The organism is Modestobacter lapidis (genome assembly GCF_054780755.1).
Map to the genome: position 1 here is coordinate 13,349 of NZ_BAAGVS010000014.1, position 13,679 is coordinate 27,027.

The following is a 13,679-nucleotide window of genomic DNA, read 5'->3' on the forward strand; positions in this document are numbered from 1 at the left end:
GCACCGGCTCTCCTCGATCGACTCGCGGTTCCGGGGACATCCGGCCGGTGGTGTCCGGGCTGATCGAGAGCATGTGGTCTGCCATCGAAACACATCCCGTCGTGCGCCATCGGATGGCTCCGGCGCCGGAACCGCCCCGTGCGGGCCCGGATGATCCCCGAGCACACCGGCCGAGCGGAAGATCCCGGCGCGCACGGGCCCGGAGATGACCGGCATCGGGAGCCGCCGCCCGTACCCTGCTGGCATGGCAGGTCGTCGGGACGACAGCACCCCCGACCACCTCACCGGCGCCGCGGCCCGGCGCGTCGAGCCGCCCGCCCGCCGTGGCCCGCTCCGCACCGTCGGCCTGGTCGCCGGGCTCCTGCTGGCGCTGGCCGGCACCGTGGCGGTGTTCTTCACCGACGACGCCGTCCACCTGCGGGTGGCACTGCTGGCCACCTGCTGGGCCTTCCTCGTGGCGGCCTTCCTCGCCGGCGGGCGGCGGGCCGACCAGCTCGCTGCGCAGAGCCGGGAAGCCGAGCTGCGGCACGCCTACGACCGCGAGCTCGATCGGGAGGTCGCCGCCCGCAAGGTCTTCGAGCTGGACCTCGAGAAGCGGCTGCGGCGCGAGGCCGAGGACGGCATGCGCCGCGAGCTGGCCGCGCTGCGCGCCGACCTCGCCGGCCTGTCCGGGCTGCGCAACGACCTCGCGGCCCTCGGGGAGCTGCGCGCCGACCTCGGCCGGCTGCGCGGCGAGCTGACCGAGCAGCTGTCCGGTGAGCTGCTGATCGAGCGCATGGTCATGCGGGCCCAGGCGGTCCGGCTGCCGGCCGAGCGGCCCGGTGACGACGGCCGCACGCTGGACGGCGCCGGCGACGGGCTCCGCAGCGCCTCGTGGGAGCAGCACGCCACGATTGAACGGTGGCCGGCGGGCCGGGAGCCGGTCCGTGGCCGGGGCCTTGCCACGCCCACCCCGCCGGTCGCGGCCGTCCCCGCCGGGGGGCCGGTCACCGCCGCCCCGGGAACCGGCCGGTCGGTCCTGGACGAGCTGACGCAGCCGGCGGAGCCGTCGGCCGCGCTGCCCGTGGAACTCCCGCGGCGGAGGCCCCGGGAGGAGTCGAGCCCCGAGCCGCCGGAGCCGCCCGGTTCGCCGGAGTCGCCCGAGTCGCCCGAGCCGCCCGAGTCGCCCGAGTCGCCCGAGTCGCCCGAGTCGCCCGAGTCGCCCGAGCGCCCGACGCCGGCGCCGCGCGGCCGGTACCGGGTCGGGCTGGACCCGGTACCGGCCACCGGCGACGCCGCCGCGCCGCACCGGCACCGCCGGGCGGCCGAACCGGACGACGACCGGCTGCCGATCGGCTCGACCCGGGTCGCCGCGCACGGAGGAGCCGGCGGCCGCGACGCCCCGGCTCCACCACCGGCCGCCGAGGTGCCGGCCGCCCCGCCGGTGCCCTCCGCTGCCGCGCCGGCGGGCGGGCCGGCCAGGCTGGAGCAGATCCTCGCCGGGAGCGGTGTGCGTCCGGCTCCCGGACGGCGCCGGCGGCGCTACCGGGACGAGGACGACCCGCAGCCGCCGGACGACGTCCTGGCGCGGGTGCTCGGCCGGGGATGAAGACCCTTCGCCCCCGCGGCCTCGTCCCCGAAGGCCCGCGGCGCGCGGAGCGTGGCGTGCGGAAGGACGAGTAGAAGGACTCCTCTGCCCCCCGCCCCTCGCAGGCTCGGGCGGGTCCCTGCAGAGGGGCCGCTAGATCGGGCCGCGGGACAGCGCGCCGCCGTCGAGGGTCAGCGTCTGGCCGGTGACCCAGCCCGCGCCGTCGCCGAGCAGGTAGGCCGCCGCCTCGCCGATGTCCTCGGGCACGCCGAGCCGGCCGGCCGGGTACTGCCGCGAGACCTGGTCCTCGCGCCCGGTGAACAGCGCCTCGGCGAACCGGGTCTTCACCACGGCCGGGGCCACGGCGTTGACCCGGACCGTGGGGCCGAGCTCGACGGCGAGCTGGGTGGTGAGGTTGATCAGCGCGGCCTTGCTGATGCCGTAGGCGGCGATGCCCTCGCTCGACTTCAGACCCGCCACGGACGCGACGATCAGCACCGACCCGCCGTGCTCGGACATCCAGGCCCGCCATGCCTCCTGGACCAGCCCCAGGCTGGCGACCACGTTGGTGTCCAGGATCTTGCGGACGGCGTCCAGCGGGGTGTCCATCAGCGGACCGAACACCGGGTTGATGCCCACGTTGCCGACCAGCACGTCCAGGCTGCCGAAGGTTCCGATGGCGGTGCGCACCGCCTCGGCGCGGTGCTCGGGGTCAGCGGCGTTGCCGGCGACGGCGACGGCCTTCTCCGGCCCGCCGAGCGACTCGACGGCCTCGGCGAGGGCGTCCGCCCTGCGGGCGGTGACCACGACCCGGGCGCCCCGCTGGACCAGGCTGGACGCGATGGCCAGCCCGATGCCCCGGCTCGCGCCGGTGACCAGTGCGGTCCGTCCCTCGAACGTGTCCACCGTGCTCCTCCCGACCGGCCGGCCGCGGTGCCGGCGGGCACAAGGTAACCGGCGCGCCCCGCTGCGCCGGCGGTGAGCCAGTCCACACCCCCGGGCATTGCGGCCGCCCGCGGCGGGTTACAGACTCGCGTGTGGCGCGCCTCCTGCGTGGCACACCCGGATCGCCGGGTGGTCGCAGCGGGCGGGACGCCACGGCACGAACCGCACGGCCTTCGACCGCGGTCCACGACGACGTGGGCGCGACCCGAGTCCGGTACCCGCCAGGGACTGGAACGAGAGGTGCACCGGGATGTCTGCTGGTCCGCTGCGCGCGTCACCGCGTGCGACCCCACCTGCCGCCGCGACCCCACCTGCTGCGTTGCCCGCCGCCGGGCTGCCCCCGGCCGCCGATGCCCCCGCCCGGCTCCGGGTCGGGGTGATCGGCGCCGGCCGGGTCGGCGCCGTCCTGGGGGCCGCCCTCGCCGCCGCGGGGCACGACGTGGTCGCCGCGGCCGGCCTGTCGGCCGCCTCCGCGGAGCGCGCCGCCCGGCTGCTGCCCGGCGTTCCCCTGCTCCCTGCCGACGACGTCGTCGCGGCCAGCGACCTGGTGTTGCTGGCGGTTCCGGACGACACCCTGCCCGGCCTGGTCGCCGGCCTGGCCGAGACCGGCACCTGGCGTCGCGGTCAGCTGGTGTTCCACACCTCCGGCGCCCACGGGCTGGCGGTGCTCGCGCCCGCGGAGCGGGCGGGCGTGCTGGGTCTGGCACTGCACCCGGCGATGACGTTCACCGGCGCTCCGGACGACGTCGCCCGGCTGGCCGCCGCCCCCTTCGGCGTGACCAGCCGCCCGGAGCACCGGGTGGTCGCCGAGGCCCTGGTGCTCGAGATGGGCGGCGAGCCGTTCTGTGTGGACGAGGCCGACCGTCGGCTCTACCACGCGGCCCTGGTCACCGGCGCGAACCACCTGGTCACCCTGGTCGCCGAGGCCGCCGACCTGCTGCGCGCGGCGGGCGTGGGCGCCCCCGGGCGGGTGCTCGGCCCGCTGCTGAATGCAGCGCTGGAGAACGGGCTGCGGCAGGGTGACCGGGCGCTGACCGGGCCGGTGAGCCGCGGTGACGTCGGCACCGTCCGCGACCACCTGGACACGCTGTCCGAACGGGCACCGGCCGCTGTCCCGGCCTACGTGGCGATGGCCCAGCGCACCACCGAGCGCGCGCTGGCCGCCGGCCGGCTGCGGCCCCTCGAGGGGTCGCCGTTGCTGGACCTGCTGCAGGCCGCCGCGGACGTGCCCCGGTGAACCCGACGACGACGGGCATCCTGCGGCGGCCCGCCGTGGCCGGCACTCCGGCCGAGCTGGCCCGGTTGCGCGCCGAGCTGCCCGGCCCGGTGGTGCTGGTTCCCACCATGGGCGCCCTGCACGAGGGGCACCGGGCGCTCGTGCGCGCCGCCCGTGCGCGCGGCGGCAGCGTGGTCGTCTCGGTGTTCGTCAACCCCACCCAGTTCGGTCCGGGGGAGGACTTCGACCGCTATCCGCGCACCTGGGACGCCGATCTCGCCGCACTCGCCGAGGAGGGCGCCGACCTGGTCTTCCATCCGGCCGTCGACGACGTCTACCCGCCCGGCTCGCTCGGCGTCACCGTCCAGCCCGGTCCGCTCGGCGCGGTGCTCGAGGGGGCGGTGCGGCCCGGTCACTTCGCCGGCGTCCTCACGGTCGTGGCCAAGCTGTTCGGCCTGATCCGGCCGGACGTCGCGGTGTTCGGGGAGAAGGACTACCAGCAGCTGACGCTGATCCGGGCGATGTCCCGCGAGCTGGCGCTGGGGGTGGAGGTGGCCGGCGTCCCGACCGTCCGGGAGGACGACGGGATGGCGCTGTCCTCGCGCAACCGTTACCTCAGCGCCGAGCAGCGATCGGCGGCCGCGGCGATCTCGGCCGCGCTGCGGGCCGGGGCGGCGGCCGGGCCCCGCGGCGCGGCTGCGGTCCTCGACGCCGCAGGTCAGGTGCTGGCCGGCGTTCCCGGCCTGGTGCCCGACTACCTCGAGCTCACCGACCCCGACCTCGGGCCGGCCCCGGCCGCCGGACCGGCCCGGCTGCTCGTCGCCGCCCGCGCCGGCAGCACCCGGCTGATCGACAACCTCGCCGTGACCCTGCACGACCCGAAGCCCGGAGGACCCCGATGATGCGCACCATGCTGAAGTCCAAGATCCACCGGGCGACGGTCACCCAGGCCGACCTGCACTACGTCGGGTCGGTGACCATCGACGAGGACCTGCTCGACGCCGCGGACCTGCTGCCCGGTGAGCAGGTCGCCATCGTCGACGTCACCAACGGCGCCCGGCTGGAGACCTACGTGATCCCCGGGGAGCGGGGCAGCGGGGTGATCGGCATCAACGGCGCGGCCGCGCACCTGGTGCACCCCGGCGACCTGGTGATCCTGATCAGCTACGGGCTGATGGACGAGACCGAGGCGAAGTCCTACCTCCCCAAGGTCGTGCACGTCGACGGCGGCAACCGCATCGTCGAGCTGGGCGCCGACCCCGCGGCGCCGTCTCCCGGCGTCCTCGGGCAGCTGCGCGGCGACGTGGTCGCGCCCCGGTGACCACCCGCACGGCGGCCCGGTCGACCGGGCTGCCGGTGCGGCTGCGGGCCGCGCCTCCCGGCTGGGAGCTCTCCGCCGACGTCTGCGTGGTGGGCTCCGGCGTGGCCGGGCTCTGCGTCGCGCTGCACGCGCGGGCGGCCGGGCTCACCGTCGCCGTCGTCACCAAGGTGCAGGTGGACGACGGCTCGACCCGGTGGGCGCAGGGCGGCATCGCCGCGGTGCTCGGTGCGAACGACACCCCCGCCGCGCACGCCCGGGACACCGAGGTCGCCGGTGTCGGCCTCTGCGACCGCGCGGCGGTCCTCGCCCTGGTCACCGAGGGGCCCGAGCGGCGGCACCAGCTGATCAGCTGGGGGGCCGCCTTCGACCGCGACGGCGCCGGCCGGCTGCTGCTCACCCGCGAGGGCGGGCATTCCACCGACCGCATCGTGCACGCCGGCGGCGACGCCACCGGCGTGGAGGTGCAGCGGGCGCTGACCGAGGCGGTCGCGGCCGACCCCGGCATCACCCTGGTCGAGCACGCCATGGTGCTCGACCTGCTCACCGATGCGACCGGCCGCGCCGCCGGGGTCACCCTGCACGTGCTCGGGGAGGGCTCCGCCGACGGCGTGGGCGCCGTCCGGGCCCGGGCGGTCGTGCTGGCCACCGGTGGGATGGGCCAGGTGTACGCGGCGACGACGAACCCGGCGGTCTCCACCGGCGACGGCGTGGCCCTGGGCCTGCGGGCCGGGGCGGTCGCCACCGACCTGGAGTTCGTCCAGTTCCACCCGACCGCGCTCCACGTCGGCCCCGGGGCCCGCGGGCAGCAGCCGCTGGTCTCCGAGGCGCTGCGCGGCGAGGGCGCGGTGCTCCGCGACGGCGCCGGCGTGCGGTTCCTGACCGGGGTGCACGAGCTGGCCGAGCTCGCCCCCCGCGACGTCGTGGCCAAGGCGATCACCCGCGTGCAACTGCGGGACGGCGTCGACCACGTGTGGCTCGACGCCCGGGACGTGCCCGGGGTGGCCGAGCGGTTCCCGACCATCGCCGCCAGCTGCCGGCAGGTCGGCATCGACCTCGCCACCGACCTGGTGCCGGTCACCCCCGCCGCCCACTACGCCTCCGGTGGGCTGGCCACCGACCTCACCGGCCGCACCACCGTCGCCGGGCTGTACGCCTGCGGCGAGGTCGCCTGCACCGGGGTGCACGGCGCGAACCGGTTGGCCTCGAACTCGCTGCTGGAGGGGCTGGTGTTCGCCGGCCGGATCGGCGCGGCGCTGGCCCGCGACCTGCCGGTCCCGGCCGCCGCCGAACCGGCCCCGGCGGTCCCCGGCGGCCTGCTCGACCCCGCGGTCCGCGCCGAGCTCACCGCCACGATGTCCAGCCGGGTCGGCGCGCTGCGCAGCGGGGCCGGGCTGGCCGAGGCCGCCGACCGGCTGGCCGGGCTCGCCGCCCGCGGCGACGACGTCCGGCCGGGGGTGGACAGCTGGGAGGCCACCGACCTGCTCACCGTGGCGACCGCGCTCACCGCGGCCGCCGCGGCGCGCGAGGAGACCCGCGGCTGCCACTGGCGGGAGGACCATCCCGACGCCGAGGACGGCTGGCGGGTGCACCTGGACGTCCGGTTCGACGACGCCGGCCACGTCCAGCTGTCCCGCCGCACCGCCGGGACGCCCGTGGCGGTGGGCTGGTGAGCGAGCATCGCAGCGAGCGCCAGCGAGCGAGGAGCGGAACGAACGCCCGAGCGGAGCGAGGCATGACGTGGTGAGCGAGCATCGCAGCGAGCGCCAGCGAGCGAGGAGCGGAACGAACGCCCGAGCGGAGCGAGGCATGACGTGGTGAGCGAGCGGCGCAGCGAGCGGACCGCACTGGACCTCGCCGGTACCGGGCTGACCGAGTCCTGGGTGACCGGGCTGGTCGAGCGCACCCTCGCCGAGGACCTGACCGGTGGCGCCCCGCTGCCGGCCGACCCGGCCGCAGCGGCGGACCTGGACGTGACCAGCGCGGCCACCGTGCCCGCCGGCCAGGTGGGTACCGCGGACCTGGTGGCGCGTGCACCCGGCGTCGTCGCCGGGCTGCCGCTGGCCGCCCGGGTGATCGCCCGGCTGGCGCCCGGCGCCGCCCTCACCGCCCGGGCCGCCGACGGCGACCGGGTTGCCCGCGGGGACGTGCTGCTGACCGTCACCGGCCCGGTCCGCGCCGTGCTGGCGGCCGAGCGCAGCGCCCTCAACATCGCCAGCCGGGCCAGCGGCATCGCCACCGCCACCCGCGCCTGGACGGACGCCGTGGCCGGAACCGGCGCCGTCGTCCTGGACACCCGCAAGACCACGCCGGGGCTGCGGCCGCTGGAGAAGTACGCGGTGCGCTGCGGCGGCGGCGCCAACAAGCGGATGGGCCTCTACGACGTGGCCATGGTCAAGGACAACCACGTCGCCGCGGCCGGGTCGGTGGCCGCGGCGGTGGCGCTGGTCCGGGACCGGGCATCCCACGTCGCCATCCAGGTCGAGGTGGACGAGGTCGGGCAGGCCCGCGAGGCCGTCGATGCCGGTGCCGACTTCCTGCTCTGCGACAACATGACCCCCGGCCAGCTGCGCGCGGTCGTGGCCGAGGTCGGGGACGAGGTGCAGATCGAGGCCACCGGCGGGCTCACCCTCGGGGTCGCCCGGGCGGTGGCCGAGACCGGCGTGGACTACCTGTCGGTGGGGGCGCTCACCCACTCGGCGCCGATCCTGGATCTCGCGCTGGACCTGCGGACCGGGGGCTGACCGTGCTGCTCACCGTGGACGTCGGCAACAGCCAGACCGTCCTGGCCACCTTCGACGGCGACCGCCGGGTCGACTGCTGGCGGGTGACCACCCACTCCCGGGCCACCACCGACGAGCTGCAGCTGCTGTGGCGCGGGCTGCTGCACGACACCGATGTCACCGGGGTCAGCGCCTGCTCCACCGTGCCGGCGCTGCTTCCCGCGCTGCGCCAGCTGCTCGACCGCCTCGCCGTCCCGGTGACCCTGATCGGCCCGGGAGTGCGCACCGGCGTCCCGCTGCACGTGGACAACCCGCGGGAGGTGGGCGCCGACCGGGTGGTCACCGCCCTGGCCGCGCACGAGCGCCACGGCCGGGCACCGGACGGCAGCTCCCGGGCGGTGGTCGTCGTCGACTTCGGCACGTCCACGAACGTCGATGCGGTGGGCCCCGCCGGCCAGTTCCTCGGCGGCGCGCTGGCACCCGGCGTGGAGGTGAGCCTGGACGCGCTGGCCACCCGCGCCGCCCAGCTGCGCTCGGTCGAGTTGACGGTGCCGGCGCAGGCGATCGGGAAGAACACGGTCGCGGCGCTCCAATCCGGCCTCGTGCTCGGCTTCGCCGGCCTCGTCGACGGTCTGGTGGGCCGGATCGCCGAGGAGCTGGTCGCCCAGTTCGGCACCCCGCCGCTCGTGGTTGCCACCGGCGGCCTGCACCGGCTGGTGGTCGACAGCTGCCGCACCATCGCCGAGCGTGACCCCGACCTCACCGTCCACGGGTTGCGGCTGGCCTTCGCCCGGCACCAGGCCAGCACCCATGCCGGCACGGCCGGGCAGCCCGGCGGACGTCGTCCGACCGGCCCGTAGGCTCCTGCGGGTGATCGAGGTAGCGCCGGGCCAGGACGGACAGACGGACGACGAACTCCCCGAGCAGCTGCGGGTCCGGCGGGCCAAGCTCGACCGGCTGCGCGAGGCCGGCGTCGACCCCTACCCGGTCTCGGTGGCCCGGACGACGGCGCTGGCCGAGGTGCGCGACGCCCATCCCGACCTCGAGCCCGACACGATGACCGGTGACCAGGTGGGTGTCACCGGCCGGGTGATCTTCTCCCGCAACACCGGCAAGCTGTGCTTCGCGACGCTGCGGGAGAACGGCACCGAGCTCCAGGTGATGCTCTCCCGCGACCGGGTCGGGGAGGAGGCCCTGGCGGCCTGGAAGTCCGACGTCGACCTCGGTGACCACGTGCTGGTCACCGGTGAGGTCGGCACCTCCCGCCGGGGGGAGCTGTCGGTGTTCGCCGACTCCTGGCAGTTGGCGGCGAAGGCGCTGCGGCCGCTGCCGGTGGCGCACAAGCCGATGAGCGAGGAGCTGCGGGTCCGGCGCCGTTACGTCGACCTGATCGTCCGCGACGAGGCCCGCCGCACCGTGCACCAGCGTGCCGCGGTCATGAGCACCCTGCGGTCCGGGCTGACCACCCGCCGTTTCCTGGAAGTCGAGACCCCGATGCTCCAGACGGTGCACGGCGGGGCCGCCGCGCGCCCCTTCCGCACCCACATGAACGCCTTCGACCTCGACCTGTACCTCCGAATAGCACCGGAGTTGTTCCTGAAGCGGTGCATCGTCGGCGGGCTGGACCGGGTGTTCGAGATCAACCGCAACTTCCGCAACGAGGGTGCGGACTCCTCGCACTCCCCGGAGTTCGCGATGCTCGAGGCGTACGCGGCCTACTGGGATTACCAGGTAATGGCCACCGTGACACGCGAACTCATCCAGGAGTGCTGCAGCGCACTGTTCGGTGACCACGTGGCCCGGCATCACGACGGCTCGGAACTGGACCTGTCGGGGGAGTGGCCGCAGGTACCGCTCTACACCGCGGTGTCCGAGGCGGTCGGCACGGAGGTCACCCCGGACACCCCGGTGGCGCAGCTGCGTGCCCTGGCCGACCGGCACGACGTGGGCGTGGACCCCGCCTGGCTACCCGGCAAGGTGGTCGAGGAGCTGTTCGAGGCGTTGGTGCAGGACTCGCTGCAGAGCCCCACCTTCGTCATCGACTACCCGGTGGACACCTCGCCGCTGACCCGGGCGCACCGATCGCAGCCGGGGGTGGCCGAGAAGTGGGACCTGTACATCGCCGGCGTGGAACGGGCCACCGCCTATTCGGAGCTGGTCGACCCCGTCGTGCAGCGGGAACGGTTCAGCGCGCAGACCCGGCTGGCCGCCGCCGGTGATCCGGAGGCCATGGCGCTGGACGAGGACTTCCTGGAGGCGCTGGAGTACGGCATGCCCCCCACCGGCGGCATGGGGATGGGCATGGACCGGCTGATGATGACGCTCACCGGTCTGGGTATTCGCGAGACGATCCTCTTCCCATTGGTGCGTCCGCTCAACCAATAGTGCACCCGTCCGGGCGAATCCCGGGCGCGTGCTGCCGAGGGATTGGCTGCATTGCTGTCCGTTGTGGTGCAATGGCGCTGTCGGAACACGGGGCAGGTAATTCGACAGTCCGGATCCCCGCAGCAACAGGAGTGAGTAGACAAATGGCACGCAAGGTCCAGGTGATCCTGAGCGACGACCTCGACGACAGCATCTCCGCTGACGAGACGGTCACCTTCTCCCTCGACGGGACGACGTACGAGATCGACCTGTCCGAGAAGAACGCCGCGGAGATGCGCGACGTGTTCGGCAAGTACGTCTCGGCCGCCCGCAAGGTGAGCAGCCGTGGCACCCGCGCCTCGGGCGCCGGTCGTTCCCGCGCCACCGGAGGCGGTGGCCGGATGGACCGCGAGCAGGCCGGCGCGATCCGCGACTGGGCGCGCAAGAACGGCCACGAGGTCAGCGACCGCGGTCGCATCCCGGCCAGCGTGGTCGAGGCCTTCGAGGCCGCGCACTAGCAGAAGGACCCCCTTGCCCCCCAGCACTCGCAAGCTCGTGCCGGGACCCTGCAAGGGGGCCGCCTCGGTCCCTGCATGGGGCCACCCGAGTACGTCGCCGGCCGGCCCGGTCCCCTTCGTGGGGGCCGGGCCGTCGTGCTTTCCGGGAGCCGGCGTCCGCTGACGGCGTAACCGGGTCGGAACACCACTCCTGTGACGGGAGTTGGACCAGACGAGCCACTCGCCGTCCCGGCACACCGGTTGCCGACGCCGGGGACGTGGTGCGAACTACAGTGGAGCGACCGGTGCCCAGCGCGCCGACGAACGTCGGGTGTCCACCGTCCCCCAGGGGACCGAGCACAGCAGGTCCAGCCGGTCAGAGGAGAAACAGCAGATGTTCGAACGGTTCACCGACCGAGCCCGTCGGGTGGTCGTCCTGGCTCAAGAAGAAGCCCGGATGCTCAACCACAACTACATCGGCACCGAGCACATCCTCCTGGGTCTGATCCACGAGGGTGAGGGCGTCGCCGCCAAGGCGCTCGAGTCCCTCGGCATCTCGCTGGAGGGCGTCCGCCAGCAGGTGGAGGAGATCATCGGACAGGGCCAGCAGGCGCCGTCCGGGCACATCCCCTTCACCCCGCGGGCGAAGAAGGTGCTGGAGCTGTCGCTGCGCGAGGCGCTGCAGCTCGGCCACAACTACATCGGCACCGAGCACATCCTGCTCGGCCTGATCCGCGAGGGCGAGGGCGTCGCCGCCCAGGTCCTGGTGAAGCTCGGCGCCGACCTCAACCGCGTCCGCCAGCAGGTCATCCAGCTGCTGTCCGGTTACCAGGGCAAGGAGCCGGCCGCCGCCGGTGGCCCCGCCGAGGGCACGCCGTCGACCTCGCTGGTCCTCGACCAGTTCGGCCGCAACCTCACCCAGGCCGCGCGTGACTCCAAGCTCGACCCGGTCATCGGGCGGGCCAAGGAGATCGAGCGGGTCATGCAGGTGCTGTCCCGCCGGACGAAGAACAACCCCGTCCTCATCGGCGAGCCCGGTGTCGGCAAGACCGCCGTCGTCGAGGGCCTCGCGCAGGCCATCGTCAAGGGCGAGGTCCCCGAGACGCTGAAGGACAAGCAGCTCTACACCCTCGACCTCGGCGCTCTCGTCGCCGGCTCGCGCTACCGCGGTGACTTCGAGGAGCGGCTGAAGAAGGTCCTCAAGGAGATCCGCACCCGCGGCGACATCATCCTGTTCATCGACGAGATCCACACCCTCGTCGGGGCCGGTGCCGCCGAGGGCGCGATCGACGCGGCGAGCATCCTCAAGCCGATGCTGGCCCGCGGCGAGCTGCAGACCATCGGTGCGACCACGCTCGACGAGTACCGCAAGCACCTGGAGAAGGACGCGGCCCTCGAGCGCCGCTTCCAGCCCATCCAGGTGGGCGAGCCGACGCTGCAGCACACCATCGAGATCCTCAAGGGGCTGCGCGACCGCTACGAGGCCCACCACCGGATCAGCATCACCGACAGCGCGCTCGTGGCTGCCGCGACGCTGGCCGACCGGTACATCTCCGACCGGTTCCTGCCCGACAAGGCGATCGACCTGATCGACGAGGCAGGCGCCCGGATGCGGATCAAGCGGATGACCGCCCCGCCGGACCTGCGCGAGTTCGACGACCGGATCGCCGGCGTCCGCCGGGAGAAGGAATCGGCGATCGACGCCCAGGACTTCGAGAAGGCCGCTTCCCTCCGCGACAAGGAGAAGCAGCTGCTCGGCGAGAAGTCCGAGCGGGAGAAGCAGTGGAAGGCCGGCGACATGGACGTCGTCGCCGAGGTCGACGACGAGCAGATCGCCGAGGTCCTGGCCAACTGGACGGGCATCCCGGTCTTCAAGCTGACCGAGGAGGAGACCACTCGCCTGCTCCGGATGGAGGACGAGCTCCACAAGCGGATCATCGGCCAGGAAGAGGCCATCAAGAGCGTCAGCCAGGCCATCCGGCGCACGCGGGCGGGCCTCAAGGACCCCCGCCGTCCCGGTGGTTCCTTCATCTTCGCCGGCCCCTCGGGTGTCGGTAAGACGGAGCTGGCGAAGGCGCTGGCGCAGTTCCTCTTCGGCGAGGACGACGCGCTCATCCAGATCGACATGGGCGAGTTCCACGACAAGTTCACCGTGTCGCGTCTGGTCGGTGCCCCTCCCGGCTACGTCGGGTACGACGAGGGTGGCCAGCTGACCGAGAAGGTGCGGCGCAAGCCGTTCTCGGTGGTCCTCTTCGACGAGATCGAGAAGGCGCACGCCGATGTCTTCAACACGCTGCTGCAGGTGCTGGAGGACGGCCGGCTGACCGACGGCCAGGGCCGGATGGTGGACTTCAAGAACACGATCCTGATCCTGACCACCAACCTCGGGACGCGGGACATCTCCAAGGCGGTCGGCCTCGGCTTCCAGGCCGGGAACGACACCCAGAGCAACTACGAGCGGATGAAGCTCAAGGTCAACGAGGAGCTCAAGCAGCACTTCCGGCCGGAGTTCCTCAACCGCATCGACGACATCGTCGTGTTCCACCAGCTCACCGAGGACGAGATCGTCCACATCGTGGACCTCATGCTCGCGCGGCTGGAGACGCAGCTGTCGAATAAGGACATGGCGCTCGAGGTCACCCCGGCGGCCAAGCGGTTGCTGGCCGCCCGTGGCTTCGACCCGGTGCTGGGTGCCCGCCCGCTGCGGCGGACCATCCAGCGCGAGATCGAGGACGCGCTCTCGGAGAAGATCCTCTACGGCGAGCTGGCCGCCGGCCAGATCATCGTCGTGGACGTCGAGGAGAACGCCGACCCGACCGCCTCGACCTTCACCTTCCGCGGTGAGGCCAAGCCGGTCGACCTGCCCGACACGCCGCCGGTCGCCCTGACGGGCGCCGAGGGCGACGAGGAGGGTCCGGCGGCCGCCCAGGCCGACTGAAGAAGGACCTCCCTGCCCCCCCCCGCTCGCAAGCTCGCGGCGGGACCCTGCAGGGAGGCCGGTTGACAAGGGCCGCCGCCCGCTCATCGAGCGGGCGGCGGCCCTTCGTCG

The 13,679-nt window shown here is 74.1% G+C and carries 11 protein-coding genes; 10 read left to right on the plus strand and 1 reads right to left on the minus strand.

The genetic code is table 11. The features are described 5' to 3' along the window. Nucleotides 1–244 precede the first annotated feature (244 nt). Nucleotides 245–1,588: a DUF6779 domain-containing protein gene (locus tag ACYVG5_RS14270; RefSeq protein WP_222047167.1), complete on the plus strand. Its 1,344-nt coding sequence runs from the start codon at nt 245–247 to the stop codon at nt 1,586–1,588. A 132-nt stretch (nt 1,589–1,720) separates the two neighbouring features. Here the strand turns inward: ACYVG5_RS14270 and ACYVG5_RS14275 are convergent, their stop codons facing one another. Next, nucleotides 1,721–2,473 (minus strand): SDR family oxidoreductase, encoded by a 753-nt coding sequence (locus tag ACYVG5_RS14275; protein WP_222047165.1) that lies wholly within the window; start codon nt 2,471–2,473, stop codon nt 1,721–1,723. 289 nt (nt 2,474–2,762) lie between these two features. Between ACYVG5_RS14275 and ACYVG5_RS14280 the strand changes: the two genes are divergently transcribed. From ACYVG5_RS14280 to ACYVG5_RS14320, 9 genes are all read left to right on the plus strand, one after another. After that, a complete protein-coding gene (locus tag ACYVG5_RS14280) occupies nt 2,763–3,749 on the plus strand; it encodes a DUF2520 domain-containing protein (protein ID WP_222047163.1) in 987 nt (328 codons plus the stop codon). Further along, a complete protein-coding gene (panC, locus tag ACYVG5_RS14285) occupies nt 3,746–4,630 on the plus strand; it encodes a pantoate--beta-alanine ligase (protein ID WP_460683279.1) in 885 nt (294 codons plus the stop codon). Before ACYVG5_RS14280 ends, panC begins: the two co-directional genes overlap by 4 nt. Continuing rightward, on the plus strand, nt 4,630–5,049 hold the full coding sequence (panD, locus tag ACYVG5_RS14290) for an aspartate 1-decarboxylase (protein WP_460683280.1): 420 nt from the start codon (nt 4,630–4,632) through the stop codon (nt 5,047–5,049). Before panC ends, panD begins: the two co-directional genes overlap by 1 nt. Further along, entirely contained in the window at nt 5,046–6,719 is a 1,674-nt protein-coding gene (locus ACYVG5_RS14295) for an L-aspartate oxidase (RefSeq protein ID WP_222047159.1), read from the plus strand. The genes panD and ACYVG5_RS14295 overlap by 4 nt, the downstream gene beginning before the upstream one ends. Nucleotides 6,720–6,863: 144 nt before the next feature. Further along, on the plus strand, nt 6,864–7,790 hold the full coding sequence (gene nadC / locus ACYVG5_RS14300) for a carboxylating nicotinate-nucleotide diphosphorylase (RefSeq protein ID WP_460683281.1): 927 nt from the start codon (nt 6,864–6,866) through the stop codon (nt 7,788–7,790). Between the two features lie 2 nt (nt 7,791–7,792). Then, nucleotides 7,793–8,629 carry a type III pantothenate kinase gene (locus ACYVG5_RS14305; protein ID WP_222047155.1) on the plus strand — a complete coding sequence of 279 codons (837 nt, stop codon included), beginning with the start codon at nt 7,793–7,795 and terminating at the stop codon, nt 8,627–8,629. Nucleotides 8,630–8,639: 10 nt separating this feature from the next. Then, nucleotides 8,640–10,154 carry a lysine--tRNA ligase gene (gene lysS, locus ACYVG5_RS14310; RefSeq protein WP_460683282.1) on the plus strand — a complete coding sequence of 505 codons (1,515 nt, stop codon included), beginning with the start codon at nt 8,640–8,642 and terminating at the stop codon, nt 10,152–10,154. 143 nt (nt 10,155–10,297) lie between these two features. Next, nucleotides 10,298–10,651 (plus strand): histone-like nucleoid-structuring protein Lsr2, encoded by a 354-nt coding sequence (locus tag ACYVG5_RS14315; RefSeq protein ID WP_222047151.1) that lies wholly within the window; start codon nt 10,298–10,300, stop codon nt 10,649–10,651. Between the two features lie 373 nt (nt 10,652–11,024). After that, nucleotides 11,025–13,568 (plus strand): ATP-dependent Clp protease ATP-binding subunit, encoded by a 2,544-nt coding sequence (locus ACYVG5_RS14320; RefSeq protein WP_222047149.1) that lies wholly within the window; start codon nt 11,025–11,027, stop codon nt 13,566–13,568. Nucleotides 13,569–13,679: the final 111 nt, after the last annotated feature.

Excerpts from the sequence above, each read along its gene's own strand:
- ACYVG5_RS14270 (WP_222047167.1), top strand. The coding sequence starts at position 245 with ATGGCAGGTCGTCGGGACGACAGCACCCCCGACCACCTCACCGGCGCC.
- ACYVG5_RS14280 (WP_222047163.1), top strand. The coding sequence starts at position 2,763 with ATGTCTGCTGGTCCGCTGCGCGCGTCACCGCGTGCGACCCCACCTGCC.
- panD (WP_460683280.1), top strand. The coding sequence starts at position 4,630 with ATGCGCACCATGCTGAAGTCCAAGATCCACCGGGCGACGGTCACCCAG.
- ACYVG5_RS14315 (WP_222047151.1), top strand. The coding sequence starts at position 10,298 with ATGGCACGCAAGGTCCAGGTGATCCTGAGCGACGACCTCGACGACAGC.
- ACYVG5_RS14320 (WP_222047149.1), top strand. The coding sequence starts at position 11,025 with ATGTTCGAACGGTTCACCGACCGAGCCCGTCGGGTGGTCGTCCTGGCT.